This is a genomic window from Methanolobus sp. WCC1 (assembly GCF_045690315.1).
Classification (GTDB): Archaea; Halobacteriota; Methanosarcinia; order Methanosarcinales; family Methanosarcinaceae; genus Methanolobus; species Methanolobus tindarius.
The window spans coordinates 408,002-434,616 of the sequence record NZ_CP146979.1; the positions used below are offsets into that span (position 1 = coordinate 408,002).

Here is a 26,615-nt window from a genome sequence, read left to right on the forward strand (position 1 = left end):
TAATTATACTTTAAATGGGTGTGATTAAATGAAAGCAAAATTTAGTAGCATTGCAGTAGTAATCATTTTATTGGCAGCTACTTTTGTATCGGGCTGTGTAAGTAGCTATAAGGAATCCTCCATGCAGTCTGCCGATTACATGGTTCTTGAAGATTATGATGACTCTTATGCAAGAAATGCAGTTATGGAGGAGTCTGGATATGGAGGTTCTGGCGGAGCTTCAACTGCTTCTGTGGACCGCAAGACAATAACTACTGTGGACATGACTGTACAGGTCAGCGATGCTGCAGAAGGTCTTGATGCAATCTCAAAAATGGCGGTTGCTTCAGGTGGATATGTTTCCAGTTCCTCTGTCTATGACTCTCATTATGATTCCTATGAGGGCAAAAACGGATATATAACTGTCAGGATTCCGGAATCAGAATACCCTTCTTTCCTTGAGGATGTGGGTGAACTGGGTGAAGTGACAAGTAAAAGTGTAAGTGCCCAGGATGTTACGGAAGAGTACATAGATGTAAGTGCGCGTCTGGATAATCTTGAAAGGCAGGAAGCCCGCCTTCAGGAGATTCTCAATATGACTGAAACTGTAGAGGATGTCCTTGCGGTTGAAAAGGAACTTGAAAGGGTTCGTGGTGAGATTGAAAGTCTGACTGGAAGGTTGAACTATCTTGATGACAGAATTGATTTTTCAACTATCAATATTCGTGTGACTGAACCAAGACCAATTACTCATTCATGGGGTATTCGAGATGCCCTCTCTGAATCCGTGAATGGCTTCATCTCAATGGTCAATGCACTGATAATTCTTGTCGGATACCTTCTGCCACTTGTAATTGTTTTAATATTCTTTGGCGGAGCTGGTGTGTTGATCAGGAGAAGACTCAGGAGATGATTATACAGACTTAACCAGACTTTTGAGTCTGGTCTTTGATTTAAGCTGGCATCCTGATGCCAGCAAATTTATTTTCAGCTATTGTGTTCTGGTTTTTAGTAACAGTTAATCTCAGTAAGTTATTATATATAGCATATTAAAATAGCAGATACTATGAATGATTCTATTTCCGTATCCGAACTCGGTGAACGTCCTCTGATTAGTCGTTTATCCGGTATTTTTTCTTCTGTCCATAATCCGGATGTTACATTGGGTGCAGGACCTGATGATTGTGCAGTTATTGATATTTCTGAAAATGAGTATATGGTGATAACAACAGACATGTTACACCGCAAGACAGATTTTCCTCTTTGTATGACTCCCTGGCAGATTGGATGGATGTCTGCTGCGGTAAACTTCAGTGATGTTGCATCAATGGGTGCCAGGCCAATAGGTTTCCTTTCAGCCATGGGTTTTTCTAAAGATACTGATCTTTCATTTATTGATGAAATTTCAAGAGGAATGAATGATTGTGCTAAATTCTGTGGGACCTCTGTCATAGGTGGTGATATTGACACCCATGATGAACTTACAATTACCGGCACAGCTCTTGGAAAAGTAAACAAGTCGGAGCTTCTGACCCGTAGAGGTGCAAAACCCGGCGACATTATCTGTGTAACCGGTTTTGCAGGTTCTGCCGGAGCTGCGCTTCATGCTCTTGAAAATGGTATAGAAATCCCGGATAGTCTTCTTAATACTCTTCTTGAACCGGTTCCGCGGATAAATGAATCTCAGGAACTTGCCCGCACAGGTGCCGTAACCAGTCTGATGGACACAAGTGACGGGCTTGCAATGTCACTTCATGACCTTGCAGACCTGAATAATGTGGGTTTTAAGATTGATGAGAAATCTCTTCCAATACAGCAGGAAATTGTAGATTTTGTAAGCTCGGAAAGCTCTGTTCTTGCTGATTTTGCACTTTACACAGGCGGTGATTTTGAGCTACTTTGCACAGTTTCCCCGGATATGCTGGAAGCGGCTCAAAGCGCATGTTATTTAAATGTTATAGGAGAAGTAGTTGACCGGGAAGTTGGTACTACCCTTAGGTGCCGTAACGGAGAAAACCTGACGATAAATCGAAAAGGTTATCTACAATTGGGGAATTAAGATTAGGCAGGATTAGTTTACGATATTTAATTATACACTTTAATTTAAGGAAGGTTTAGAATGCGAAATAAGTTTAAATTACTATTAATTGGATTATCTCTTATATTATTCACAGGACTGGCATTAGGTTCTGCTCCTATCCTCTCTGGTGTAGGTTCTAGTGATATTACTTCGGACAGTGCTTTAATCAGTTATGATGTAGACTTAAGTGATGCAAATACTTATGTAGAGTATGGAACCAGTTCTTCTTTGGGTTCTTCCATTGGTCCTTTCAGTGGTGATTCTAGCTACAGTAAAACACTTTCTAGTCTAAGTCCAGACACTACTTATTATTATAGTGTTTTTGCTTACAATTCCAGTAATGCAAGTGAATTCTCCAATTCTTCAATAGACAGTTTTACTACTAGTAGTGCTACCATTACTGCCACTGCTCCTATTCTCTCTGGTGTAGGTTCTGGTAGTATCACTTCGGATAGTGCTGTAATCAGTTATGATGTCGACCAAAGCGATGCAAATACTTATGTAGAGTATGGAACCACTTCCTCTTTGGGTTCTTCCATTGGTCCTTTCAGTGGTGATTCTAGCTACAGTAAAACACTTTCTAGTCTAAGTCCAGACACTACTTATTATTATAGTGTTTTTGCTTACAATTCCAGTAATGCAAGTGAATTCTCCAATTCTTCAATAGACAGTTTTACTACTAGTAGTGCTACCATTACTGCCACTGCTCCTATTCTCTCTGGTGTAGGTTCTGGTAGTATCACTTCGGATAGTGCTGTAATCAGTTATGATGTCGACCAAAGCGATGCAAATACTTATGTAGAGTATGGAACCACTTCCTCTTTGGGTTCTTCCATTGGTCCTTTCAGTGGTGATTCTAGCTACAGTAAAACACTTTCCAGTCTAAGTTCAAGCACTATTTATTATTATAGTGTTTTTGCTTACAATTCCAGTAATGCAAGTGTATTTTCTAATTCCACAATAGCTACTTTCACAACATCTTCTTCATCCAACCCACCGGTTGCATCTTTTGATACAAGTGCAACATCCGGTGCTCTTCCTCTCACTATAACTTTCACAGATACATCCACAAACAGTCCTACATCATTGGAATGGGACTTTGATGATGGTAATACTACAACTACAACAAATGACACCATAACACACACATTCACATCAACCGGAACTTACAATGTAACTTTGAAAGCTACAAACGGTGACGGTGACGACACATCTGATGCAGTAACAATCACGGTTTATCCAAAGACCTATTACACTGGTGACAGGATCTGGGACGAGAACGCAGATCAGTCAGATGACAAGTATATATGGGATGCAAAGTCCTTCTCTGGATTCTTCTATGATCTTGAATCAGGTCTGAGTTCCGAGAACATGACTATCTACAATATCGATCGTTCACTTGGAGACGGTGACATTGTTTACCAGACAAGACCTGTAGAAACTGATTTCGAAAACTCAGATTGGGGTTCCTATCAGGTTATTGGATTTATGGCAGAGAAATACTTCGCCGGTTACAGTGATGGCACCGACATTGATGGTGTTGACGAAGTAAGTCTGATGTCAGCAGGTCAGCTCTCAAAGATTCTTCTTGATGATGATGACAAAGAGTCTGTTTATTCCGGTTCCTCACTGATTCTTGAAGAAGGTTATGAACTGAATGTCATTGAAGTTGATGTCAATGGTGACAGTGTTTATGTAACCCTTACACAAGACGGTGATGAAATCGATAGTGCTGTTATCTCCAGTGGAGATGACTATGTGTACGAAACCGATCTCGGAGACGCAGATGATGTAGCATTGATAATTATCCACATTGATGATGTATTCAGTGGTACTGAATCAAATGCAGTTTTCATTCAGGGTGTCTTCCAGATATCAGATGACTATACTGAACTTGATGATGGTGAATCCATTGGTGAAATGGAAATCACATCCATAAGTGATGAGCTCATCGAAATGGAAAATGACGGAACTGTTTCACTTTCAAAAGGTAAGACAATTAATCTTATGGGCAGTATCAACCTCGTAGTTGCTGATAACGATGATATCAGGTTTGCTCCATATGTTGACATGTCCGACCCTGGCACATACGAGCTTCGTGGTACAGTGGCAGAAGACGATGACCTTCTAACATGGACTCCTCTTAACTTCGAAGGTTTCTACTACGATATTGACGAGGGTATCCAGACTGAAACACTTGAATTAACAGCTATATCCGGCAGAAGCATCGATGACGGTGACCTTGTTTATACAAGTACTCCTGCATCCGTAGAGTTCGAGCATTCAGACTGGGGAGAATTCCAGGTAATCGGCTTTATGGCAGAGAAGTATTTCGCAGGTTATACAGACGACACAGATGTCGATGATGTTGACGAAGTAAGCCTCATGTCCAATGGTCAACTATCCAAAGTACTACTGGATGATGATGATAAAGCATCAGTTTATTCCGGTTCTTCCCTGATTCTTGAGGAAGGATATACTATGGATATAATCGAAGTCGACACTAATGGGGACAGTGTACTCATTGAACTCTATCAGGATGGCGATGAGGTTGACACAGAAATAGTATCCGCAAACGATGATTATGTCTACGAGAAAGATCTTGGCGATGCAGATGATGTGCCTATCATAATAATACACTTTAACGAGGTATTTGCAGGTACCGAATCAAATGCAGTATTTGTGGAGGGTATTTTCCAGATCTCTGAGGATTACATCGAACTGGAAGATGGAGAATCCTATGATGCGATGGAGATTACCAGCTATGGTGAAGATTCCATTGTCATGAAGAATGAAGATTCCATCAGCCTTTCAAAAGACAAAGATATCACTCTCATGGGAGAGGTTGGTATAAGGGTTGCTGATTCAGGTACTCTAAGATACTATCCATATGTTGAAGTCACAACAGCAGCTTCCCAGGCACTGAGCATCAGTCTCAGTGAATCTACTGTAACAGAAGGCGATGAAGTAACAATCACTATTACTTCACGTGGTTCACGAATATCAGACGCTACTGTCATGGTAGAAGGTACTACCATAGGAACCACCGATGATGAAGGTACAATTGATTATGATGCAGACGAGGCTGGTACTTTTGAGATAACTGCCGAAAAGGACGGTTACACATCAGCTTCCGATGATCTTGAAGTCATCGATAAGGATGACGAAACCAGAAAGATGAGCATCGAAGTATCTCCTGATGAGGTTTATGAAGGAAGCTCCATCACCATCTATGTCCTGCAGGCAATTGGAGGCGATGCAATTTCCGGAGTAACTGTCACTTTTGACGGAAAATCAATTGGTACAACTGGCAGTGATGGTACTGTAACCTATACAGTAACAGAGGCAGGTACTCACTCAATTGAAGCCACCAAGTCCGGTATGAACGATGCTGAACTTGATCTTAAGGTCAATGAGCTTGCTGCAGAGTTTGAATTCAGCAATCTGGAAATAAGTCCTCTTGAGATCAAACAGGGACAGGAAGCAACAATTACTGCAGATGTGATAAACACAGGTACTGCCGAAGGTTCCTACAATGTTGAGCTCAAGGTCAATGATGTAATTGTAGATTCACAGACCATAACACTCTCAGTTGGTAATTCAACAACAGTTGAATTTACCCACGAAGAAGAAGAACCTGGTACTTATGAAGTACAGCTTGGAGATCTTACAACAACTTATGAGGTCTTCGAGAAATCAGGAACCATTCTCTATGTTCTCGGAGCAATTGGTCTTGCTGCAATTGGAGGAGTCGCATATCTGTTTACGGCAGGTGGATGGACAGTAGAAATCGCACAGGCAAAGGCTGCAGAAGCAGTAGAAGCAATCAAAGAGTTGATCGGGAAATAACCGACAACTCTTTTTTTCTCTTTTTATTTTTACTTAAAATCTTGTTTTGACTCAAAATTAACTTATTTTTCTGGCTACAAGTTCAATAGCTTCAAAGAGACTGTTCTTTGGCATAATGGTTGCAACAGGAATTCTCAGTATTTTTTCTACCGTAGGGCTGACTATTGGGGCGCATACAAGGGCTTTAGCTCCTTCTCTCTCAGCACGCACCGCAGCAATAATGGCTTCTTCCATGGAAGTTGCAGAGTATTCCCTGATGGTGCACAGATTCCCACATATCTTTTTTTTAGTTTCACTGATATTATCCAGTACCGGTCTTGCAGCTATTACAGCAATGAATTCTCCCTTTTCAGAACCTTCCAGTCTTTTAATCGTTTTTATGATTTGCCTTAGTGTCTTAACGTTGGGTTCTCTTTTTCCAGACATTATCTTGTAAAGCGTACTGGCAGGGACACCGGCCTCCACGGCAAATTCTGCCATATTCATGTTCAGGTCTTCCTTTATTGTAATAGAAAGGATTCTCCTGAAGTCTTCATCAGATTCAAAAACAGCATCTATTATTTTTTCTACAGTGCTCATCTCCACACACCTACTTTATTAATGTCCTATAAAGGTAAATACGTATTTCAAATTAATCTTTTTAGGATATAGTGCTTACGAATTGTAGAAATATATATAATATATAGGCTCGTGCAAACAAATTATCTAATAATATTACAGGTGGTAATGTGAATCACACAAAGACATTCAAATTAGCTTCTACTTTATTTCTTGTGATCGCACTTGTCCTTGCCGTATTCGTATCAGGATGCGCAGAGGATACGGCTGATCAGCAGGAAGAGCAGGCAGATACTATTACTGAATTAACTTTTGGTTATCAGCCAAGTACACATCAGATTGCATATATGACAGCCAGGGAAAAAGGCTGGTGGCTTGAAGACCTTGAACCTTACGGAATAGTCTCTATCGATGACAATGAATTTGCAACAGGTGCACCTGAGATGCAGGCCATGCTTGCAGATAAAATCGATGTTGCATATGTTGGTGCAGCTCCTGTTATTGCTGCCCTTGCAAACGGTCTTGATGCAAAGATAGTAGCTGCTGTTCAGATTCAAGGCTCAGACCTTGTGCTCAAAACCGATCTTCCATATGAGAGTCCGGAAGATCTCAGAGGACTTACTATAGCAACATTCCCTGCAGGAACCATTCAGGATACTCTGCTAAGGAACTGGCTGAACGAGAACGGAATTGATCCTGAAAATGATGTAGTAATCAAAGGAATGGGTTCCGGACCGGCAATAACCGCTCTTACAGCAGATGAAGTGGATGCAGTATTCCTTCCTCACCCATCACCAACAATAGTTGAAAGTGAAGGTATTGGCAGGTCAGTTGTATCCTCTGGCGAAATGCTTCAGGATCATGCATGCTGTGTGGTTGCTGTGAGCGGAGAACTCATAAGAGAGCACCCAGAAATTGTACAGCAAATAGTTGAAACCCATGTTCATGCAACTGAATATAACTCAGAGAACCTTGATGAAGCAGCACAGATCTATGCTGATGCTTATCCGGACCTGGGTCTTGAACTGGTAAACAAATCACTTACAGATTGGGATGGTTCATGGATAGCAGATCCAAACCTCATAGTCAATTCAACCGTTGATTATGCACAGGTTCAATACGAACTTGGATACATAAGTGCACCTCTCACTCAGGAAGATATATTTGATCTGAGCTTCTATGATGCTCTGGATCAATAATCTTTTTTCTTTTTTTTGATATAACTTAAATAATAAGTAGACATTTCTATCTTTGTTCGGAGTCTCACTATCTTCGCATATTGGAGGACCCATGGTAAAAAAACATATCCAGGCATTAAAAGAGAAAAGTGTAGAAATCATATCTATATTTTCTGCGATAGTTCTCTGGCAGATAATAGCAGTTTATGTTGTAGGGAATAAATTCTATCTGCCAAGTTTTACGGATGTGGCCGGTGCATTGGTTGAAATTATATCAAGGGATTCAAGTCTGACTATTGTGGGTTTAGACTTACAGCTTCCAATGTTAGTAGTTGATTTTCTTTACAGTATGATGCATTTTAGTATAGGTATTATTGCAGCTCTTATAATAGGAATCCCAATTGGCATGATAATGGGCTGGTTCCGTACAATTGACCGTATCGTTGACCCTATTATTGAGATAATACGTCCTATCCCTCCTCTTGCATGGATTCCTTTTGCTATCATCTGGATTGGTCTGAATCCGTTTGCAGCAGGTTTTCTGATATTCATCGGTGCAGTTTTCCCAATTATGATCAATACTTTCACAGGTTTTAAAAGCGTATCCAGAGTGTATGTTGAAGCAGCAAAAGTGTTGGGTTGCAATACAAATAGTGAACTGATGCGCTATGTGGCTCTTCCATCAGCTCTTCCTTCCATTGCTGCCGGAATCAGAATAGCAATGGGTGTTGGATGGATGTGTCTTGTTGCTGCTGAGATGTTTGGAGTCAGCAGTAACGGTCTTGGTTATCAGATGTGGCATTTTTATGATCTTCACAGGATGGAGTTTGTTCTTGTTTATATGCTGATTCTTGGTTTCCTTGGACTTTTTATTGATCGCCTGTTGAGGTATTGTATTGATGGTAAACTCCTTAAATGGCGCAAAGGAGTGGTGATCTGAATGGGTAGTGTAAAAGTAACTAATGTATCCCGTAAGTTCACAAAGGATGAAGATAAATCAACATTGGCGCTGGATAATGTAAGCCTTGAAGTTAATGACAAGGATTTTGTCTGTTTTATCGGTCCTTCCGGATGTGGTAAGACTACACTTTTGAGGATAATCTCAGGTCTTGATAAACCAGATAGCGGTGAAGTTTATCTGGACGGCACTAAGATAGATTCTCCCGGACCTGACAGGGGCATGGTTTTCCAGGAATACTCACTTTTCCCGTGGAAAACGGTTATAGATAACATCATATTTGGTCCCCAGATGAGTGGTGTAAAAAAGAAAGATGCCATCGTCAGAGGTGAAAAATATCTTGAACTTGTCGGTCTTCAGCAATTCAGGGACAGCTATCCATACGAACTTTCAGGTGGTATGAAGCAAAGGGTTGCTATTGCAAGGGCTCTTGCAAATGAACCTTCAGTGCTTTTAATGGACGAACCTTTTGGTGCACTGGATGCTCAGACAAGAAACATACTCCAGCAGGAATTACTGGAAATATGGCAGAAAAAGAACATAACAATTCTTTTTGTAACACACAGTGTTGACGAAGCAGTTTTCCTTGCCGACAAAATAGTAATGATGAGTGCCCGTCCAGGAAAAATCAAGGAAATAATCAATGTAGATCTTCCAAGGCCCAGGGACAGGACGAGTCCCGAAGCAAACAGGCTTCGTGACCATATATTGAAATCTCTTCTGAAAGAACAGGGTCATTAAAGATGCGTTCATTCAGAACGCACAATCACTTTTGTTCCCGACTCTATTTCTTTAATACTGACCTTGCCCACAAGTTCCATTATGCTGCTGGCTTTTGCAAAGCCTATTTTCGATCCGGGACGTACATGCATATCATCTCCGGCAATTGCTGAACCGTCTATTTTTACGGAATCAAATATTTTTAAGTCTCCGGCAACTTCAACGTCTCCATTAATCTCAGATCTGGCACCTATGATAGCTTCGTCTGCTCTGACATTGCCTTTTACAAAAGTACCTTTTCCAAGTTTCAGTATTCCTTTGACATTGATATCTTTCCAGAAATTAGAACCCTGTCCGACTATAAGGTTCCCGTCTATATTGATGTCCTTTTCAAAATAGCTGTTTTTTCGGGTAATGTAAGTGTTAGAGTCCTCATGATATTTTATTGGATTTTCACTCATCTAAGGTCACCATGTATACTTCAATAGGTTTTTCAGATTATAAATGCTCTTCTAGCTGCATGTATCCTTGATTCTTACCTGTTTTCTCTTTTCTTATATTTTGTTTGATATCAATGTTTGTATATACAAAATATATGTAGGATCAGTTCCTATATTTTATTAGCATTTATATACAATAAGCAATGGATACTAACTATTATATATTATATTCTCAATACAATTACATAATATCTGAGACCTGTTGATTTAGTTTTCATAACTTGTTTGTCGGATACAAAGGTGTATAGATGGTCGCAAACAAAAAAATGCCTGAACTTGAGAATGACAATGACAGTCATTCACCCGATATAGAGGAATCTCTGTTGCGGGTGACTGAAATTAACTTTTCAGATATAGAACAGTCACAGGCATATTATGATATGGTCGACCAGCTTATGCTTATAGTTGATGAGGACAATTGCATCTTAATTGCTAATAAAAAAGCGCAGGAATATTTTGGTCTTAAAAATAGTACATCAAAAGAAGATTTCACCAGGCTTTGTCTTCCAGAAGAAGAAAAAGACTATGCAACATCTTTTCTCTCATCTTTTTTCCAGGAAAACACAGAAGATACTGAATTATTCTGTTCTACTGAGCTTCTGTTCAAAGATTCAGGCGGTTTAATATCAACTTTTCTTATCAATGTCAGCCTTTTAATAGACAAAGACTCACCCAGAAAAGCAGTTCTTCTTTCATGTGCAAGTATCCAGAACAAAAATGATTTTGAAAATGAAATGTTAAGGGATATTGAAAAACTATTCAAGCATCTTGATTCAATTCCTTATGCACTGGTTTTTTCAGATCATACAGGTGACATCACGTTCTGGAACAAGAAAGCAACCGCGCTTTTTGGCTTTACTAAAGATGAGATTATTGGTAAAAATATTACGCATATCATGCCAAAACGATATCGTAAGGCTCACGAAGGCTGGGGCGAAATAATATCCATTGGAAAATCCCCTGTTGTTGGTAAAATCATTGAAGTTGCTGGCTTGCGTAAGGATGATACTGAGTTCCCTATAGAACTGGCTATTACAACTACCAGATATAAGGGTGATATTTTCCACGGGGCAATCATTAATGATATTTCACAAAGGAAGATGAAAGAGAGGCTCACAAGCATTGCAAAGAACAAATATCGCATGATGTTTGAAAAATCACCTCTCGGTATTTTCCACTTTGACGAAAACGGTGTAATCACGCAGTGCAATGAGATTCTTGTCCGGATACTTGGAATTCCTGAGGAGCAGGTGATTTCAAAGATTATAGGGTTTAATATAATTAATTCCTTCAGTGATGATAATGACCTTAAAAAAGCAATAATACAGGTTCTTGCTGGTATTCCTGCAAGATATGAGGATAATTTCCAGTCTCCTTTCTCAGACAAAGTAATTCCTATAAAAGCAGAATTTAGCCCGGTAATATCTGATGAAGGTAAATTCATGGGTGGAGTCTGCGTTGTTGAGGATTTCACCGAGCGCAAGGAAGCGGAAGAAAAACTCAAACAGTATGCTGAAGATCTGGCCAGGGCAAATGAGGAATTGAAATCTCTTGACAAGATGAAGGATGAGTTTATTTCTAACCTCAGGCACGAGTTAAAAACACCACTAATTCCTATTAAAGGATATAGTGAGTTGATGTATGAAGGAGCTTTGGGAGAATTAAGTCAGAAACAGAAAGATGCAGTTGAAAAGATGATGTTCAGTTCTGAAAGGCTCAGAAGACTTATCGATTCATTATTGTACGTCAGTATCACCGAAGGCGGTAATGTTGAATACACATTCTTGCCTCTGAGGATCTGTGAGGTCATAGATTCTGCATTGCATGACAGGGATCCTGAGATCAAACGCAAGAACCATGTTGTGGAACGGTCAATTCCATGCGATGTTCCATTAATTAATGGTGATCTGGATTACCTTGAAGAAGTTTTTATCAATATTATAGACAACTCCATCAAATTCATGCATGATGGAGGTAAAATTTCAATAACATGCTCACTTCAGGATGACAACAATATCCATATCAAAATAGCTGATGAGGGTATTGGTATTTCCGAAGCTGATCTTCCTGATATCTTCAACAGATTCTATCAGGTGGACGGTTCATCAACACGCAAATATGGCGGCAACGGTCTTGGACTCTATATTTGCAAGAAGATAATAGAAGCCCACAATGGTTCTATATGGGCTGAGAGTGAGGAAGGTTCAGGCACAACTATTCACGTTCTTCTTCCGGCCAAGTGATTACTGGCTGTCTATGTATTCATGCAATGTTATAAGCGACAGGGAAGTCGTATTGATATCTCCGTTCTCCTTTCCCCATGAACCGTTATCGTTCATCTGGTCAAGAATCCATTTTACAGATTCAGTGACTTCATCTCTATGTCCTGCAAGCATAAGTGACTGGATAACAAGATTGGTGGTTGCAGGCGTTTTCCATGAATTGTTCACTTCTTTTCTTGAGATTATCCATCTTGTCTTTTCTTCAATGAACATGTCATAGTCGTTCGTGTTTCCAAGTCTGTCTTGCTTCATCAGGGCTGTAATTACAAGTGCTGTTGTTCCGGGATGTTCCCATTTTTCCCCGTAATTCTCAATAAGCCACTGGCATCCTTCAGGGTTGAATAATCCAAGGTCTGCAAGTGATGCAAGGGCGTACGTACTGTCATATACGTCCTCATTCCAGGAGCCATTATTTTGTTTTTCAAGGATCCATTTACCAGTTTCAGTAAACGCGGTTCCTGTCAACGCAAGAACAGACACAGCACGTGAAGTATCTCTCAGGTCACTATTCCAGCAGTCTCCTGTACGCAGGCCCATAAGCTGTTCTGCGAAATTGTTTTCCTCATTCCAGAGATAACTTGCCTGTACCACGCGTGCAAGGTCTTTTACTTTCGTAATCTCCTGGGAATAAAGCCATTTGAACGATGCTTCACTCGTAAAAATCATAATGTTTCAGACGGCTTGCGGACTTATTTATCTTTCTGCGTGCAGTTCATTCTGTACCTGTAGCGTTCTTTGTATTCCATAATCTTTCCGGGATTCCAGTTGTTTACATGGCCATAGTAGCCGGTAACTCTGGAAATGTGGTCAACTATTTCTGCCTGACAATGAGGGCATCTTTCCTGTATTCCTCTGGAGCTATGGCCATTTTTGCATATGGAGAAATCCGGTGAGAAACAGAAGTATGCAAGTTCTGTCTCTGTTAGCCGCTCTATAAAATCTGAAAGTCCTCCCGGGTCCGGGAAACTTTCACCCATCCAGATGTGGCAGATTGTACCACCTGTAAAATACGGATGAAACTCCGCTTCCGTTGCTATGCGATTGGCCAGGGATGTCTCAGTTTTGTAAGGAACATGGGTGGAATTGGTGTAATATGGAACCTCATCACTGCCCTGAAAGTTTGCTCTGCCACTGTATTGTTCTTTATCCAGCAATGCAAAGCGATGAGCAGTACTTTCAGCAGGTGTCTGTTCCAGAGTATACTCTATATTGTCATCAATGGCAAATTCCTGTATCCTGTCTGCCATGTATCGTATTATTTCCATGCCTTCTTTCTTTTTCCCAAGAATGCCTTCGCCTGTGAGGTTCATGAGACACTCATTCAGTCCAACGACTCCAAATGTCAGGTGTCTTTTCTCAAATTCGTAATATGGCATTCCATCATCAGTTGATTTCAGAAGCCACGGCAGAATTTTCCATTCATTAAGAGACTTTCTGATGATTTCGTTACCTTCAATAAGTGCCTGCCTGCTAATTTCCAGAACTCTGTCAAGTTCTGAAAAAAAATCGTCCGGCTGTTTAGCTCGAAGTGCAACACCGGGAAGATTTATTGAAACAACCTTGTTGGAACCATTGCCCATTTCTCCGGCACTCCAGATTCCGCCTGTATGTCTTGCAAAGAGCCGGCAGCACATTGCATGCACTGTTTCGTCGGAAAGGTAGTCAGTTTTTTGATTCAGGAAATAAGGTGCTCCGGTTGAAGCTGTTGCATGCATTGTAAGTTTCCAGAGCGGATCATCCGGGTCAAGGTCTTTGGTTATGGCAGTTGTCAGCAACGGGAATGTAAATGGGAATCCCTGTCCGTCACCTTCGGCAGCGACTTCCATAAACTCCCTGTAAATTGTTCTCGCTTCTTTTTCAAATGAATAATAAGTTTCATCAAGCCTCTTTCCTGCGAATATGGCTTTCTGGTCAGCAATGAGCGGAGGGCATGTTATTCTCAGTCCGATATTGGTAAAAGCGCTCTGGGCTCCGGGACGGTTGGAATGGTTCATCTGGAACATGAATCCCTGTATCATTTGCCTGAGCTGTTCATCAGTGATATTATCGTAATGAAGATGTGGTGCAAGCATCCAGTTCAGCATATCTATTGCCTGCGCCCCTGCGAAAAATTGCTGGGAGTGCAGCATAAAGGACATTGAATGGAAGAGTGCAGACTGAAATCGCTTTGCTGGAAGACTTGTAGTATCCGGAAACCTCAGTCCATCTTTCAGGAATACTCTTGCATCGATTCCGTTACAATATGGTTTGAAAGGATCATGCAGGTCATGGATGTGGATGAGTCCTTCCCTGTGTGCCCGGGAACTTTCCGGTGAGTAGAGTTTCTCCAGAGCGTACTGTTTCTTGATCTGGGATGCAATGTGCAGGTCTATAACAGACGGACTCAGACGTGTGTTCGAGTTTTCCTTTAGCAGCCAGCTTCTGTCCAGCAGGACGTCTTCGATGAGTTCTGTTGGGTTAATGAAGTCAAGTCTGTCAATATTCTCAGGGCTCCCCGCTCCCATAAAGAAAACTCTGTGTTTTTAGTATAAAAAGTGAATGAGGTATCAGGTTCAAAGTGAAATAATCTGTAAAAAAGAAAGTGGAAGAGTAATCTTCCACTGTAATTATTTCTTAAACCCCTCAACAGAATCAACGATTGAAGCAAATTCCTTACCCCAGAGCATTTCTTCGTTGATGTCTGTGTGGACTTTTCCGCTGTCCTCGATCTCTGCGATCTTTGGGTCCATTGGGAGTTCACCAAGTACGCTTACATTGAAATCTTTGGCTGCTTTTTCTACTCCGCCTCTGCCGAAGATATCTATCTTTTCGTCGCAGTGCGGGCAGATAATTCCTGCCATGTTCTCTACGATTCCGATCACAGGCACTTTCAGGATCTCTGCGAATTTAATGGATTTCCTGACGCTTACAAGGGCAACATCCTGTGGGGTTGTTACGACAACTGCGCCTTCCATCTTTTCGATGAGTTGTGCGATACTCAGTGGTTCGTCACCGGTTCCTGGTGGTAGGTCAACGATAAGGTAGTCAAGATTGCCCCATGAAACGTCCTCAAGGAACTGTTTAATGGCTGCCATCTTTGCAGGTCCTCTCCATATTACAGGTGCGTCCTTGTCCTCTAGAAGAAGTGCTACAGACATTACCACAAGGTTTTCTGTGACGCTGATTGGGACGATTCCATTCTCATCAACTTCCGGTCTTGTGTCCTCGATACCGAACATCTTTGGGATGCTTGGTCCGTGGATGTCCGCGTCAAGAAGTCCTACCTTGCTTCCGCGTTCAGCGAGTCTTGCAGCCAGGTTTGCAGCAACGGTACTTTTTCCTACTCCGCCTTTGCCGCTCATAACCATTATCTTCTTTTTAATGGCTCTCATGTTCCTGACAAGCTTTGGCACTTCAGGCTTCTTTAAAAGGTCCTCTGTACTCTGGATATTCTGTGTCATGTGATCTCCTTTGTGATGTTGATATGTTAATTAGCGGACAACAAATAACGTTCTGGCAGTTATTCCGTGTCCGATAAATTTTTTCCGGTAATTTCAATGGCCTTGCCTTCAATAAGTGCCAAAGCCACTTTTCTCCTTGCATTTTGAAGATCCTGCCAGAATGCCCTCCTTGAAATTCCCATGCTGATGGCTGCTTCTTCCTGTTGCAATCCTTCAAGGTCTGCAAGACGCAGGGCCTCCAGCTCTTCAATGGCAAGGGCTACGGTTTCAAGTTCTTTCAGTGGCACTCCGCGTGGTTTAAAATACAATACGTCCGGAGAGCACTCAATTCTTCTTGGAGCTTTGGGTCTTCCTCTACAAGTCATTGTTATGCACTCAATAATTGATTTCTTATTTATATCTTGGCAGAAAATCTTATATATTTATTCTCTTTTGTGAGATATTCTGTTTGTGGCTGTATTATCCAACAAAATATGCCAGTATACTGAGAATTCCAAGAGCTATGCAGAATTTAGAGAAATCTATCTTTCTGGCTGCCTTAATGAACAGATCAATGGTAAGTATCCCTGAAACAAAAGCAAAGACAAGTGCCAGCAATGAATTTGCACTGATGTCCAGCAGCCCCATTGCTCCCATTCCAACATCTGCAGCCAGAACTGCCGGTATGCTCATCAGGAAGCTAAGTCTCAATGCCTGTGCAGGTTCGATGTTTCTCAGCAGTAATGTGGACACAGTAATTCCTGATCTGCTGACACCAGGCAGGGCTGCAAATCCCTGTGTTGTACCAACAATTATTGAATCCCTGATTCCCGCTTTTTCTCTGTGAATTTTATTCTTTGAGGCAGACATCTGAAGCAGGCCTGTGAATATGAGCAATCCGCCGATAATTGCAGTTGCAAGTCTTCCGGAGAAATCATTCATCCCGGTTGCAAAGAGAATAAGTGGGAGTCCGATTATCCCGGTTATTGCAGTTGTTATTAGTAAGAATGTTATCAGGCTGTCTTTTTTCTCCTGCAAATTCCAGTTTTTGATATATTGTGGAATTTCTGTGATTATTTCCTTTAGATCTTTTCTGAAAAACACAACAGCTGAAAGTAATGTTCCCGTGTGCAGCCAGATTGCAATGGGGAGTGCATCTGCAAGTGTTTTGTCAAAAAAATTCAACATGACAAGCGTGGTCATGCCTTCACTGCTGATTGGTAGCCATTCAGCTAATCCCTGAACGATTCCAAGTACTATTGCCTCAAAAACTGTTAACATCCAGTGCCATTTTGGCTTTATTTGTATATATATGGGGTGGTTATTTTTGTATATTGATGTCTTTTTCTTTTTTCTCCTCTGGTATTATTTCTTTTTTTATCACTCAGTTGTGAGTAAATATATAAGGACAATCCATAAAGCTTTTATATTTTATCTCTTATGTGTGTATTAATCATTTATTTGTTTTCAGGAGTTCATCAATGAAAATATGTGTTACAGCAAAAGGTTCTGATCTGGATGCCTCTGTTGATCCTCATTTTGGCAGATGCAAAAACTTTCTGGTAGTAGACTCTGAGACCATGGACTTCCAGTCCATTGGGAATGATCAGGGTTCTGCTTCAGGAGGTGCAGGTGTCCAGGCAGCCCAGCAAGTTATCGGGAACGGAATAAACGTACTGATAACAGGTAGTGTAGGTCCGAATGCATTCTCATTGCTGGAGTCCGAGAACATTGAGATGAAGATAGTCTCCGGGGGTTCTGTGAAAGAAGCAATTGAAGCTTACAACTCAGGATCACTGGAGAGTATCGATGCGCCAAATTCCCCGGGAAAATCCAAAAGATAACTGGGGCCGTATTCAAAATTATCAAATAATCATATAAGAGGTGTGAATGATGAAATTATGTATACCTTCAATGGGACAAAATGGAATGGAAGATACAGTCGGTCAGCACTTTGGAAAAGTACCTTACTACACATTGTATGATACGGAAACAAGGGAATCTTCAGTAATATCAAACACAAGCGAGCACAACGGTGGAACAGGTCTTCCTCCTGAGATTATGGCAAAAGAAAATGTTGATGTAATGCTCTGTGGCGGCCTTGGAAAGAAGGCTGTAGATATGTTTGAGCAGTATGGTATCGATGTATTTATCGGTGCTACGGGCAGTATTCAGGATGCTGTTGCTGCATGGGAAGCAAGCAAGCTTTCAAAGGCAACACGTGACAACTCATGTGCAGGTCACGGTCATGATCACGGCCACGATGGTCACTGCCACTAATATTTTTAAGGTGTATAGTACATGAAAATTGCTATCGCAAGCGGCAAAGGTGGCACCGGTAAAACTACAGTTGCTGTGAACTTTGCCCTTGCGATGGGCAATGCCCAGCTCTTTGACTGTGACGTTGAAGAGCCGAATTGCAATCTCTTTTTAGGTCTGGATCTTAAAAAACAGGAAGATGTCACTATCTGTGTTCCTGAAATTGATACTGAAAAGTGCAGCCTTTGTGGAAGCTGTGCAGAATTCTGCCGCTATAATGCAATAGCAAAACTTCCTCTACGTGTCATGATTTTTCCAAAACTTTGTCACGGTTGTGGTGGGTGCCAGATAGTCTGTCCTGAAAATGCAATTTCAGAGATCAAAAGACCAATCGGAATTATTGAAAAAGGAGTTCATCCCGACTCTGGAATTAGTTTTTTTCAGGGAACACTTGAAATTGGTGAACCAATGGCTACTCCGATTATAAAGCGGTTACAGGCACACATAGATAAAAGTGCGGTTGCTGTCGTCGACTCTCCTCCGGGGACTGCATGTCCTGTTATAGCAGCTGTGGGAGATATGGATTACTGTGTGCTTGTAACTGAGCCTACTCCATTTGGACTAAACGACCTGATTCTTGCTGTGGAAGTTGTAAGGCAACTGGAAGTTCCATTCGGTGTTATTATCAATCGGCATGGTTCCGGCGATAGCCGTGTGGAAGATTATTGTCTTTCAGAGGACATTCCTGTTCTGATGAAGATTCCTTACAACAGGGAAATGGCAGTTCTCTATTCGGAAGGCATTCCCTTTGTGCAACGAATGCCGCAGTGGAAAGAAACTTTCAGGGCTTTATATCGTGATATTTGTTCTATCTATTCAAAAAATGCATCTGATTCATCGGGTAAGTTCGTTTCAGGGGTGAACAGTTAATGGTGAAACAGTTAACTGTAATTAGTGGAAAAGGCGGGACAGGCAAGACCACTTTTACCTCATCTTTTGCTGCACTTGCAAAAAATGCAGTTATTGCAGATTGTGATGTTGATGCAGCAGATATGCATCTTATATTACAACCTGAAGTATCTGAGACTAACGATTTCTATGGTCTGGATATTGCCAGCATTGATAATGAACTATGTATTGATTGTGGAACGTGTGTTTCTTCCTGCAGGTTCGGTGCAATAAGTTCTGATTATGTTGTTGATCCTTACAAATGTGAAGGCTGTGGTGTATGTGAGTATGTTTGTCCCGAAAATGCTGTCAGCATGATCAAAAAAAAGGCTGGTGAATATTATTGTTCTAGTACCAGATTTGGTCCGCTTGTTCATGCAAAACTTGGTGTTGGTGAAGAGGCCAGTGGTAAATTAGTCTCTGATGTCCGTCGTCGAGCTTCTGAGCTTGCAGAACAAAATAGTAAGGACCTGATAATCGTTGACGGTCCTCCGGGAACCGGCTGTGCTGTCATAGCTGCCATTACTGGTACTGATCAGGTGCTTGTGGTAACAGAACCTACTAAATCCGGCGTACACGACCTTGAAAGAGTTGTGCAGGTGGCACAGCATTTTAGAGTTCCGGTTGCAGTCTGTATAAATAAATGCGATATTAACGACAGACTTTCAGTTTCTATTGTCGAATACTGTAAAAACAATGGTATTCCTGTTATGGGGATGCTTCCTTATGATGATATTGTCATTGAATCTATGGTGGCAGGAAGATCCGTGGTTGAATATTCGGATGGTCAATTCTCCGAAAGCATCAGGCTGGTCTGGGAAGAACTTGAGGATCTTCTGATGCAGGATAAAGCAGGTTTGCTTTAATTATTATAATCTGTTTTTTTTCTTCTTCTTCTCCTTTTCAATTATTTCGAGTAACTGTTCTATTTTTAGCCAGGTTCTTATTATCATAATAAACCATGACAAATCTCCGATATATTTTTATTCTATATTATCAAAGAATTATTTAGGTGAAAATTATGGCCCACTCTGCAAACGGAACCATGGGCTCCTTTGCCCATATAGTACAATCTCTTCCTGATTATTCCGAGATTATCATAGCTCTGATGATACTGGTGTTGCTACTAATCTCAATGGATGAGATCATGGACTTTATCTACATGGTAAGGGACATATTCATTTACAAAAGCATGCCCTTCAGCTGAAGCTAAAAAACAAAAAATGGCTGCAGTATTGTGCAGTCACTTATTCCTGAAAGGTGCCCAGGGGAGAACACACATTGGGCATTCCTTTCCAAATCCTGCTGCTGCATAGCCTGTCATTCCTCCGGCAGCATTCATGACATTTTCGAAACCATGCCTGAGTAAGAGACTGCATCCCATTCCTGATCTCTGGCCTGATCCGCATATAAGAACAGTTTCATCTTCCGGGTTAAGTTCGGTATACCTTTCTCTTAATTCATGCACCGGGATATTAACAGCTCCTTCGATGTGGAAATCATCATATTCTGATCTTTCCCTTACATCTACTATTATCATTTTCTCTCCTCTGTGTATTCTCTCATTCAGCTCCGGTGCTGATATCTGGGGAATGTGCTTTGCATTAAATCCTTCTGTTACCCATCCGTACATTCCCTCTTCCAGGTATCCCTGGATTTTGTCAAGTCCAACACGATGCAGTTGCTGGCATGCATCAAAAGCCTGCGTGTAGTTGTCTGAAACAAGAATTATATTTTTTTCAGGGGGTATGAGCCATCCTGCATAGGTGGGGAAATTTGAATTTATATCGATATTGTAGGAGTTCGGGATATGCTGTCCTCCAAAGGACTCAAAGCTGCGGACATCAAGAACTAATGCATTTTCCATTTTACTCTTAAATTCTCCATTGTTCAGGGCTTCAGGGATTTTCAGCTTCTTTAATAATTCTGGTCCTATGCGGTTAATTTCCGTACACCTGCTAAAGTGATCAGGTGCGGAAGGCATGTTATTTGTAAGAGATTCTATGAATTCCGGTCTGTCATCTATCAGAAGTGCGTAGTTGAATTTTTTTTCATACCCCATTGTGCTGCTTCTTTTTGATGCCATTGCCCTTCCGCAAAGTGAACCTGCACCATGTGCAGGGTATATTTCGCAGAATTCAGGTAGTTTGAGTAATTTCTCATGGAGTGTATCATATAGTTTTGAAGCCAGTTCCTCAGCTCTCCCCGGGAACAAATCCGGCCTTCCTACATCTCCCACAAACATCGTATCGCCGCAGAAAACTGCCACAGGTTCTTTTCCCCTCGTTGTGTCTGTAACTATGTAGGATATGTGTTCAGGTGTGTGGCCTGGAGTTTCTACAATATCAAGTTTTATGTCTTCTATTTCAATAGAATCTCCTTCTGAGAGGGGGACATGCTTAAAATCGCATTTTGCTTTTTCAGGAGCGTATATTGGAGCACCTGTCCTTTTAGAAAGATCTATGTGTCCTGAAATAAAATCTGCATGCAGGTGAGTTTCAAGGATGTGCGTAATTTTAATTCCAAGTTCTCTTGTAATATTGATGTATATGTCAATATCTCGTCTTGGATCGATTATCGCACAGGTTTTGTCTCCTGCCAGTATGTAGGAACTATGCGCTATTTTTTCAGTAAATATTTGTTGTATTAACATTTTAACCCCATTATTTATGTGACAGTTTGGTTTTAGTATTTTATGCTGCATGTGGGAGTTTTATTCATTAGTAATTCTGTATGTGTTGGATATTTTTGGAGTATATGCAAAAATAGGTCTTATTTTTGACTAAAATTCAAAACACATATATACTCCTTCTTTGTTATGGGTTAGCATGCAGGAAATTACAGGTTTGGAGCTATCTCCTAAAAAAGTGGAATATCTAAAATTCCTTCTAAAAAAAGGTGATCTTGTAAAGACTACGGATATTTCTACAGAATTGAATGTCGATCCTTCAACTTCTACAAAGACAATAAATGATCTCTCAGGGTCCGGTTATGTAGATCATATTCCTTATCGTGGTGTGCGTCTTACTGAAATGGGAAGGGAATTTGCAGAATTTTTCGTAAACAGGCATAATATCCTGAGTCTTATGCTGAGTCATTATGGTCTTTCTTCAGATGATGCCTGCAGCGAAGTATCCCGTTTTGAAGCATTTGTTTCAAAGGATGCTATCGATACTATTTGTGGTGCAATGGGTCATCCTACTGTAAGTGTTTGTGGTAAAATCAAACATTCTTCGTGCAATTTGCATTAATTATTTTGTGTCGGCGTGTTTAATTTCTTAAAAAAGTGGATTTTCACTCAATATTTGGGGTATGGCCAAATAATCTGCATATGCTGCCAAAATGTATTGTGCATTTATGTTCAATTTATATTATCATCAATGAATGGAGTATCTAAATGAAGAAAATAAGTATGGTATTAATTACACTCCTTTTAATGGGAGTTGTTCTGACTGCCGGGTGTGTAGATGAAGACAGTTCTACAGATGTTGTGTCCGATTCGGATGCCGTATCTGATACGTATCCAATTGTCGTGGGAGTTAGTATTGTCCCACAGCAGGAATTTGTAGAAAAGATTGCAGGTGACAACGTGGAAGTTGTGGTAATGGTTCCTCCGGGAGCAAGTCCTCACTCTTATGAACCAACGCCAAGCCAACTTACAGCTCTCAGCAATGCAAAAATGTATGCGATGGTAGGTTCTGGAATCACAGTGGAAGACACTATGATAGATAAACTTGCAGATCTGAATTCCGATATGCTCATTGTTGATTGTTCAGAAGGAATCACTCTAACTGAAATGGCAGCTCACAGCCACGATGAGGAAGAAGATCATGATCTTGAAAATGAAACTGAAGAAGAACACGATCATGAGGAAGAAAGCCTCGATCCACATATATGGACCTCACCTGATAATGTAGAAATAATGGTTGAGAACATTTATCAGGGACTTGTTGAAGTCGATCCTGCTAATCAGGAAACCTATCTTGCCAACAAGAATGCATATCTTGAAGAGCTGCATGAGCTTGATGAGCAGATCCAGTCTACACTAGAAGGTAAAGAAGGTAGCAGCTTTATGGTCTACCATCCTGCATGGGGATACTTTGCCAGGCACTACGGAATAACACAGGTTGCTGTTGAGATAGAAGGTAAAGAACCAAGTGTCCAGGACATGCAATCTGTTATTGATCTGGCAAATGAGGAAGGCATTAAGGTCATTTTCGTGCAGTCAGGTTTTAGTACTGTCAGTGCAGAAGCTATAGCAAGTGAGATTGACGGAGAGGTAATTGAGGTCGATCCGCTAGCAAAGGATTATATAGATAATCTTGCAAAGGTAGCAGAAGCGTTTGAAAAAGGACTGGCTTAAATGGAAAATGTGATTGATCTTAAGGATGTATGGGTAAGTTATGATAATGTCAGGGTTCTTGAGTCAGTGAACCTTACTGTAAAGGATAAAGATTTCCTGGCTATCATCGGTCCCAACGGAGGAGGCAAAAGCACTCTTCTAAAAGTCATCCTTGGATTGATCAAACCTGATAAAGGTTCTGTAACTTTATTGGGTGGCAGACCCGCAAAAACCAGAAAGGATGTGGGTTATGTCCCCCAATATCACTCTTCTAACCTTGATTTTCCCGTAACAGTATGGGATGTTGTCCTTATGGGGCGTCTGAGTCACAAAGGTCCATTGCAGCGATATAATGATGAAGATCGTAATGCAGCCCTTGAAGCTCTTAAAACAGTTGGTATGCTTGATTTTAAGGACAGGCAGATAGGCGAGCTCTCAGGTGGTCAGAAACAGAGGGTTTTCATTGCCCGCTCCCTTGTTACGAAACCGAAACTGTTAATACTGGATGAACCGTCCACTGGTATAGATTCCAGAATGCAGAAGGAATTCTATGAGCTCCTGAATAAACTGAAATCACAGATTGCCATTGTAATGGTGACCCATGATATCAGTGCGGTCTCAGTCTATGTGGATAAGATAGGCTGTCTGAACAGGAAGTTCCATTATCACGATGATAAGGAAATAAGTCCGCATGATCTGGAAGTGTCATATCAGTGTCCTGTAGAATTAATAGCACATGGTGTACCACACAGGGTACTGAAAGAGCACTGAGGTGAAACGCTATGCTTGAAATACTCCAGTATGACTTCATGAGGAATGCAATTTTAGCCGCAATTCTTGCCAGTGTTGCGTGTGGTATAATCGGTGTTTATGTCGTTGTGAAAAAGATTGTTTTTATCAGCGGGGGAATTACACATGCTTCTTTTGGTGGAATTGGTCTGGGTTACTATCTCGGGATTAATCCTTTATTTGGCCTGATACCATTCAGTCTTTTGTCTGCAGTTGTTATGGGTCTTGTAAGCAAACGTGCAAAAGTGGCCGAAGATACTGCAATAGGCATTCTGTGGTCTCTTGGAATGGCCATTGGTATTATTCTTATTTACTGGACGCCGGGCTATGCACCGGATCTTATGACATACCTTTTTGGTAATATTCTGACAGTTCCGATGTCTGATATATATTTGATGCTGGGACTGGATGTTGTAATTATATTTGTTGTCTATGCATATTATAAGCATTTCATGGCTCTTTGTTTTGATGAGGAATTCACCACAGTCTCCGGGCTGTCAGCAGAAAAGCTGTATCTGCTTCTTCTTTGCCTTATAGCACTTACAATAGTACTTCTGATCAAAGTAGTTGGTATCATTCTGATAATTGCACTTCTGACAATGCCGGCATCACTAAGCAGGCACTATACTAACAATCTTGGAAAGATGATGTACCTGGCAATTATTTTTGGTGTCCTTTTCAGTCTGGCAGGACTCTTCCTTTCATACCTGTTTGATGCACCTTCCGGAGCCACCATTATACTTTCAATGTCAACAGTATATATACTGCATTTCCTGTATGATGGGCTTAAACCAAAAATAGCTTCAGATTAGAACTCTGAAATGATCTCTTTTATCTTTTTAAGAACAAGAATGGCATCTTCTCTTTTGATGTCACGTTCATTTTCTTTACAGAACTGAAGGAGCCTTTCAGCCTTTTCTTTTGATATTATTCCTTCTTTTTCTGCTGTTCTTGAGATTCCAAAATAGCTTCTTTCTGTGTAATGGGTTTTTTTTGCAAGCTGTATTATAAGCCTACATTCATCATCATCAATGATGCCTGCAGAGTTTGCAGCTTTCAGTGTTTCCCTTATATTTACCATGGGGCTGGAAACTGATTCGAATGTATCAGGATTTGTGGCAACAGCAACCTCGTCATCGTCTTCGATAACTCCATCCCTGTACCACTCGTAGACTGTCCCTACTCCTTCCATTCCATGAATATCAAGTTCTGATGCCCTCAGGGCTCCCATACTGCAGCCACCGATGACGGTAACTCCATCTTTTATTACATTTATAATCTCTTTGTGGGCTGCGGCTGCCCTGCTAAAAAAGATGCCATCTATGATGCCTATTATTTTGTATCCTTCACTGGCAGCTTTACCAATATCTCCTCTTGATATGGGTGGCCAGTATGTGGCATCAAGGATTTTTGCTGCATCTTCATGACTGATGCTGGAACCTGCAAATATGAGAACTTCTGATCTGGTATTCATTTTCTGCGTCCTTTTCTCCATGGTCTTTCATGTGGAGCCATTTTCTTTCTTGGTCCGGACTTTACCCTGTTACCAACTCTTTCCCTATCAAGTGTGTACATTTCAAATGTAGGAATTATTACCCTTACAACCGGGACTGGTATGCTTTCGCGGGAAAGGTCAACAACAATAGCTGAGTCTGTAACTTTTTTGAGTTGCTCATCTATTACATCAATACTCTCAGCAGGTGTGGTCTTTGACAGGTCTTTCAGTTCGGAGACTGAAACTTTCTCTCCATCCTCGTACCAGTATTTATTCATGCGCTTTATCCTGTCGTACCCTATATCCCTGACAAACCCTTCGCGGTCTGTATCTTCACGGGCACCGTGTATCTGTACAACCCTTGATTGAGCAGCTTCTGTGAGTGCTCTTCTTACTGCGATTTCAGGTTTGAGATGTGTGCCTGCTCCCATTACCAGAAGTGCAGCGTCTTTGAGTCTCACGTCATCTGTAGCAACAACAACAGTTGTTATATCGGTGTCATGGTTAAGTGCCCATATTTTAACGTCAACTTCATTATCTGTGAACTTGCGAAGAATTTCATAATTTTCTCCGTCTTCTTCTGTGAGAATTATCTCTTTACCTGGGTTTCTGGTAAATTCCGCAATACTCAGTGCATCTCTTTCAATAACTTCGAGCAATCCGTGGAATATGGCTTCTTCAATAGTATTGCCTGCAGCAAGCCCATTAGTATTGCTTCTGAAAAGCTTTAATGTTCTTCCGGGTGCTTCATAAGGGTGATACACTGAATTAGCAGGAACAAAAGTCTCTTCATTTTTCAAAAGGTCCCAGCCCTGTACCCATTCTATAAGGGCGGTTGGGTTGTAACTTTCAGCTATGATCAGGGACTGTGGGCTTACAACCTGATTCTCTTTGATGAGATTTTCATAACTTTCTACTACGTGAATTGCTTTAATTTCATCCTTTACGTTTTCATTTATGCCGCTTTTTTCAGCAAGGCAACGCTCAAAACCTTCCATCATGGATGAAATTCTTGCTTGCGTTTCGGTGCTTCCTTTGCCGGAATAAACTGAGATAGCCCCCTCTGCTGCACTTGGTCTGATTGATGAAAAAACGGGTATGCCAAGTCTGTCCAGATCGGTAATGCTGGCTATTCTGGTGACACCTATGCTTTTGAGATTATCTTTTGTTTTCTCAAGGGTGCTGTTTTCATCAAGCACTCGCTGGGTACCGTCCATGAAGCTAATCGATCTGTCAATGTTTATCTCTGGCATGATTAG

General features: G+C 41.0%; 26 protein-coding genes. 16 read left to right on the plus strand and 10 right to left on the minus strand.

Annotation, left to right across the window (positions count from 1 at the left end):
* The first annotated feature begins 28 nt into the window (after positions 1-28).
* The 3 genes from V7O61_RS02150 (at position 29) to V7O61_RS02160 (ending at position 5,908) form a co-directional block, all read left to right on the plus strand.
* Positions 29-892: a DUF4349 domain-containing protein gene (locus V7O61_RS02150; protein WP_407282893.1), complete on the plus strand. Its 864-nt coding sequence runs from the start codon at positions 29-31 to the stop codon at positions 890-892.
* A gap of 153 nt (positions 893-1,045) precedes the next feature.
* Positions 1,046-2,038, plus strand: a complete 993-nt coding sequence (gene thiL / locus V7O61_RS02155; RefSeq protein WP_407282892.1) for a thiamine-phosphate kinase — start codon at positions 1,046-1,048, stop codon at positions 2,036-2,038.
* 60 nt (positions 2,039-2,098) lie between these two features.
* Positions 2,099-5,908: an S-layer protein domain-containing protein gene (locus V7O61_RS02160; RefSeq protein ID WP_407282891.1), complete on the plus strand. Its 3,810-nt coding sequence runs from the start codon at positions 2,099-2,101 to the stop codon at positions 5,906-5,908.
* 57 nt (positions 5,909-5,965) lie between these two features.
* On the opposite strand, the gene V7O61_RS02165 is transcribed toward V7O61_RS02160, so the two are convergent.
* Positions 5,966-6,487: a helix-turn-helix domain-containing protein gene (locus V7O61_RS02165; RefSeq protein ID WP_023844699.1), complete on the minus strand. Its 522-nt coding sequence runs from the start codon at positions 6,485-6,487 to the stop codon at positions 5,966-5,968.
* A 149-nt stretch (positions 6,488-6,636) separates the two neighbouring features.
* Between V7O61_RS02165 and V7O61_RS02170 the strand changes: the two genes are divergently transcribed.
* The 3 genes from V7O61_RS02170 to V7O61_RS02180 all read left to right on the plus strand — a co-directional run bounded on the left by V7O61_RS02170 (position 6,637) and on the right by V7O61_RS02180 (position 9,343).
* Complete coding sequence (locus V7O61_RS02170) at positions 6,637-7,665, plus strand: ABC transporter substrate-binding protein (protein WP_407282890.1); 1,029 nt, start codon at positions 6,637-6,639, stop codon at positions 7,663-7,665.
* A 91-nt stretch (positions 7,666-7,756) separates the two neighbouring features.
* Entirely contained in the window at positions 7,757-8,584 is an 828-nt protein-coding gene (locus V7O61_RS02175; RefSeq protein WP_407282889.1) for an ABC transporter permease, read from the plus strand.
* Entirely contained in the window at positions 8,585-9,343 is a 759-nt protein-coding gene (locus tag V7O61_RS02180; RefSeq protein WP_407282888.1) for an ABC transporter ATP-binding protein, read from the plus strand.
* 8 nt (positions 9,344-9,351) lie between these two features.
* Here V7O61_RS02180 and V7O61_RS02185 read toward each other — a convergent pair whose 3' ends face one another.
* On the minus strand, positions 9,352-9,783 hold the full coding sequence (locus V7O61_RS02185; RefSeq protein ID WP_407282887.1) for a polymer-forming cytoskeletal protein: 432 nt from the start codon (positions 9,781-9,783) through the stop codon (positions 9,352-9,354).
* 287 nt (positions 9,784-10,070) lie between these two features.
* Between V7O61_RS02185 and V7O61_RS02190 the strand changes: the two genes are divergently transcribed.
* A complete protein-coding gene (locus V7O61_RS02190; RefSeq protein WP_288070257.1) occupies positions 10,071-12,065 on the plus strand; it encodes a PAS domain-containing sensor histidine kinase in 1,995 nt (664 codons plus the stop codon).
* On the opposite strand, the gene V7O61_RS02195 is transcribed toward V7O61_RS02190, so the two are convergent.
* The 5 genes from V7O61_RS02195 to V7O61_RS02215 form a co-directional block, all read right to left on the minus strand.
* Positions 12,066-12,770 (minus strand): hypothetical protein, encoded by a 705-nt coding sequence (locus V7O61_RS02195; protein ID WP_407282886.1) that lies wholly within the window; start codon positions 12,768-12,770, stop codon positions 12,066-12,068.
* A 23-nt stretch (positions 12,771-12,793) separates the two neighbouring features.
* Positions 12,794-14,608, minus strand: a complete 1,815-nt coding sequence (gene nrdD / locus V7O61_RS02200; RefSeq protein ID WP_407282885.1) for an anaerobic ribonucleoside-triphosphate reductase — start codon at positions 14,606-14,608, stop codon at positions 12,794-12,796.
* Between the two features lie 102 nt (positions 14,609-14,710).
* Positions 14,711-15,544, minus strand: coding sequence for an Mrp/NBP35 family ATP-binding protein (locus V7O61_RS02205; protein WP_407282884.1), 834 nt, complete (start codon positions 15,542-15,544; stop codon positions 14,711-14,713).
* Positions 15,545-15,603: 59 nt separating this feature from the next.
* Positions 15,604-15,909 carry a DUF134 domain-containing protein gene (locus V7O61_RS02210; RefSeq protein ID WP_023844685.1) on the minus strand — a complete coding sequence of 102 codons (306 nt, stop codon included), beginning with the start codon at positions 15,907-15,909 and terminating at the stop codon, positions 15,604-15,606.
* Positions 15,910-16,003: 94 nt separating this feature from the next.
* On the minus strand, positions 16,004-16,804 hold the full coding sequence (locus tag V7O61_RS02215; protein ID WP_288070253.1) for an undecaprenyl-diphosphate phosphatase: 801 nt from the start codon (positions 16,802-16,804) through the stop codon (positions 16,004-16,006).
* Between the two features lie 200 nt (positions 16,805-17,004).
* Here V7O61_RS02215 and V7O61_RS02220 point away from each other — a divergent pair, with 200 nt between their 5' ends.
* The 5 genes from V7O61_RS02220 to V7O61_RS02240 all read left to right on the plus strand — a co-directional run bounded on the left by V7O61_RS02220 (position 17,005) and on the right by V7O61_RS02240 (position 19,937).
* Positions 17,005-17,367 (plus strand): NifB/NifX family molybdenum-iron cluster-binding protein, encoded by a 363-nt coding sequence (locus tag V7O61_RS02220; protein WP_407282883.1) that lies wholly within the window; start codon positions 17,005-17,007, stop codon positions 17,365-17,367.
* Positions 17,368-17,413: 46 nt separating this feature from the next.
* Complete coding sequence (locus V7O61_RS02225) at positions 17,414-17,803, plus strand: NifB/NifX family molybdenum-iron cluster-binding protein (RefSeq protein ID WP_342766034.1); 390 nt, start codon at positions 17,414-17,416, stop codon at positions 17,801-17,803.
* A gap of 21 nt (positions 17,804-17,824) precedes the next feature.
* Positions 17,825-18,712, plus strand: coding sequence for an ATP-binding protein (locus V7O61_RS02230; RefSeq protein ID WP_288070509.1), 888 nt, complete (start codon positions 17,825-17,827; stop codon positions 18,710-18,712).
* A complete protein-coding gene (locus tag V7O61_RS02235) occupies positions 18,712-19,596 on the plus strand; it encodes an ATP-binding protein (protein ID WP_342766035.1) in 885 nt (294 codons plus the stop codon). Before V7O61_RS02230 ends, V7O61_RS02235 begins: the two co-directional genes overlap by 1 nt.
* Before the next feature lie 155 nt (positions 19,597-19,751).
* Entirely contained in the window at positions 19,752-19,937 is a 186-nt protein-coding gene (locus V7O61_RS02240) for a hypothetical protein (protein ID WP_288070510.1), read from the plus strand.
* Between the two features lie 36 nt (positions 19,938-19,973).
* Here the strand turns inward: V7O61_RS02240 and V7O61_RS02245 are convergent, their stop codons facing one another.
* Positions 19,974-21,383, minus strand: a complete 1,410-nt coding sequence (locus tag V7O61_RS02245) for a rhodanese-like domain-containing protein (RefSeq protein WP_288070511.1) — start codon at positions 21,381-21,383, stop codon at positions 19,974-19,976.
* A 175-nt stretch (positions 21,384-21,558) separates the two neighbouring features.
* Here V7O61_RS02245 and V7O61_RS02250 point away from each other — a divergent pair, with 175 nt between their 5' ends.
* From V7O61_RS02250 to V7O61_RS02265, 4 genes are all read left to right on the plus strand, one after another.
* Positions 21,559-21,981, plus strand: coding sequence for a metal-dependent transcriptional regulator (locus V7O61_RS02250; RefSeq protein WP_023844677.1), 423 nt, complete (start codon positions 21,559-21,561; stop codon positions 21,979-21,981).
* Positions 21,982-22,127: 146 nt separating this feature from the next.
* A complete protein-coding gene (locus V7O61_RS02255) occupies positions 22,128-23,093 on the plus strand; it encodes a metal ABC transporter solute-binding protein, Zn/Mn family (protein WP_288070513.1) in 966 nt (321 codons plus the stop codon).
* Positions 23,094-23,843 carry a metal ABC transporter ATP-binding protein gene (locus V7O61_RS02260; protein ID WP_023844675.1) on the plus strand — a complete coding sequence of 250 codons (750 nt, stop codon included), beginning with the start codon at positions 23,094-23,096 and terminating at the stop codon, positions 23,841-23,843.
* 11 nt (positions 23,844-23,854) lie between these two features.
* Positions 23,855-24,673: a metal ABC transporter permease gene (locus V7O61_RS02265; RefSeq protein ID WP_288070514.1), complete on the plus strand. Its 819-nt coding sequence runs from the start codon at positions 23,855-23,857 to the stop codon at positions 24,671-24,673.
* On the opposite strand, the gene V7O61_RS02270 is transcribed toward V7O61_RS02265, so the two are convergent.
* Positions 24,670-25,335 carry a TfuA-related McrA-glycine thioamidation protein gene (locus V7O61_RS02270; RefSeq protein WP_288070516.1) on the minus strand — a complete coding sequence of 222 codons (666 nt, stop codon included), beginning with the start codon at positions 25,333-25,335 and terminating at the stop codon, positions 24,670-24,672. The genes V7O61_RS02265 and V7O61_RS02270 overlap by 4 nt on opposite strands.
* Positions 25,332-26,609: a YcaO-related McrA-glycine thioamidation protein gene (locus V7O61_RS02275; RefSeq protein WP_407282882.1), complete on the minus strand. Its 1,278-nt coding sequence runs from the start codon at positions 26,607-26,609 to the stop codon at positions 25,332-25,334. The genes V7O61_RS02270 and V7O61_RS02275 overlap by 4 nt, the downstream gene beginning before the upstream one ends.
* Between the last annotated feature and the right edge of the window lie 6 nt (positions 26,610-26,615).

Excerpts from the sequence above, each read along its gene's own strand:
- V7O61_RS02275 (WP_407282882.1), bottom strand. The coding sequence starts at position 26,609 with ATGCCAGAGATAAACATTGACAGATCGATTAGCTTCATGGACGGTACC.
- V7O61_RS02150 (WP_407282893.1), top strand. The coding sequence starts at position 29 with ATGAAAGCAAAATTTAGTAGCATTGCAGTAGTAATCATTTTATTGGCA.
- V7O61_RS02255 (WP_288070513.1), top strand. The coding sequence starts at position 22,128 with ATGAAGAAAATAAGTATGGTATTAATTACACTCCTTTTAATGGGAGTT.
- V7O61_RS02205 (WP_407282884.1), bottom strand. The coding sequence starts at position 15,544 with ATGACACAGAATATCCAGAGTACAGAGGACCTTTTAAAGAAGCCTGAA.
- V7O61_RS02245 (WP_288070511.1), bottom strand. The coding sequence starts at position 21,383 with ATGTTAATACAACAAATATTTACTGAAAAAATAGCGCATAGTTCCTAC.
- V7O61_RS02165 (WP_023844699.1), bottom strand. The coding sequence starts at position 6,487 with ATGAGCACTGTAGAAAAAATAATAGATGCTGTTTTTGAATCTGATGAA.
- V7O61_RS02260 (WP_023844675.1), top strand. The coding sequence starts at position 23,094 with ATGGAAAATGTGATTGATCTTAAGGATGTATGGGTAAGTTATGATAAT.
- thiL (WP_407282892.1), top strand. The coding sequence starts at position 1,046 with ATGAATGATTCTATTTCCGTATCCGAACTCGGTGAACGTCCTCTGATT.
- V7O61_RS02190 (WP_288070257.1), top strand. The coding sequence starts at position 10,071 with ATGGTCGCAAACAAAAAAATGCCTGAACTTGAGAATGACAATGACAGT.
- V7O61_RS02195 (WP_407282886.1), bottom strand. The coding sequence starts at position 12,770 with ATGATTTTTACGAGTGAAGCATCGTTCAAATGGCTTTATTCCCAGGAG.
- V7O61_RS02185 (WP_407282887.1), bottom strand. The coding sequence starts at position 9,783 with ATGAGTGAAAATCCAATAAAATATCATGAGGACTCTAACACTTACATT.
- V7O61_RS02250 (WP_023844677.1), top strand. The coding sequence starts at position 21,559 with ATGCAGGAAATTACAGGTTTGGAGCTATCTCCTAAAAAAGTGGAATAT.
- V7O61_RS02175 (WP_407282889.1), top strand. The coding sequence starts at position 7,757 with ATGGTAAAAAAACATATCCAGGCATTAAAAGAGAAAAGTGTAGAAATC.
- V7O61_RS02160 (WP_407282891.1), top strand. The coding sequence starts at position 2,099 with ATGCGAAATAAGTTTAAATTACTATTAATTGGATTATCTCTTATATTA.
- V7O61_RS02220 (WP_407282883.1), top strand. The coding sequence starts at position 17,005 with ATGAAAATATGTGTTACAGCAAAAGGTTCTGATCTGGATGCCTCTGTT.
- nrdD (WP_407282885.1), bottom strand. The coding sequence starts at position 14,608 with ATGGGAGCGGGGAGCCCTGAGAATATTGACAGACTTGACTTCATTAAC.
- V7O61_RS02230 (WP_288070509.1), top strand. The coding sequence starts at position 17,825 with ATGAAAATTGCTATCGCAAGCGGCAAAGGTGGCACCGGTAAAACTACA.
- V7O61_RS02225 (WP_342766034.1), top strand. The coding sequence starts at position 17,414 with ATGATGAAATTATGTATACCTTCAATGGGACAAAATGGAATGGAAGAT.
- V7O61_RS02235 (WP_342766035.1), top strand. The coding sequence starts at position 18,712 with ATGGTGAAACAGTTAACTGTAATTAGTGGAAAAGGCGGGACAGGCAAG.
- V7O61_RS02210 (WP_023844685.1), bottom strand. The coding sequence starts at position 15,909 with ATGACTTGTAGAGGAAGACCCAAAGCTCCAAGAAGAATTGAGTGCTCT.
- V7O61_RS02240 (WP_288070510.1), top strand. The coding sequence starts at position 19,752 with ATGGCCCACTCTGCAAACGGAACCATGGGCTCCTTTGCCCATATAGTA.
- V7O61_RS02265 (WP_288070514.1), top strand. The coding sequence starts at position 23,855 with ATGCTTGAAATACTCCAGTATGACTTCATGAGGAATGCAATTTTAGCC.
- V7O61_RS02215 (WP_288070253.1), bottom strand. The coding sequence starts at position 16,804 with ATGTTAACAGTTTTTGAGGCAATAGTACTTGGAATCGTTCAGGGATTA.
- V7O61_RS02270 (WP_288070516.1), bottom strand. The coding sequence starts at position 25,335 with ATGAATACCAGATCAGAAGTTCTCATATTTGCAGGTTCCAGCATCAGT.
- V7O61_RS02180 (WP_407282888.1), top strand. The coding sequence starts at position 8,585 with ATGGGTAGTGTAAAAGTAACTAATGTATCCCGTAAGTTCACAAAGGAT.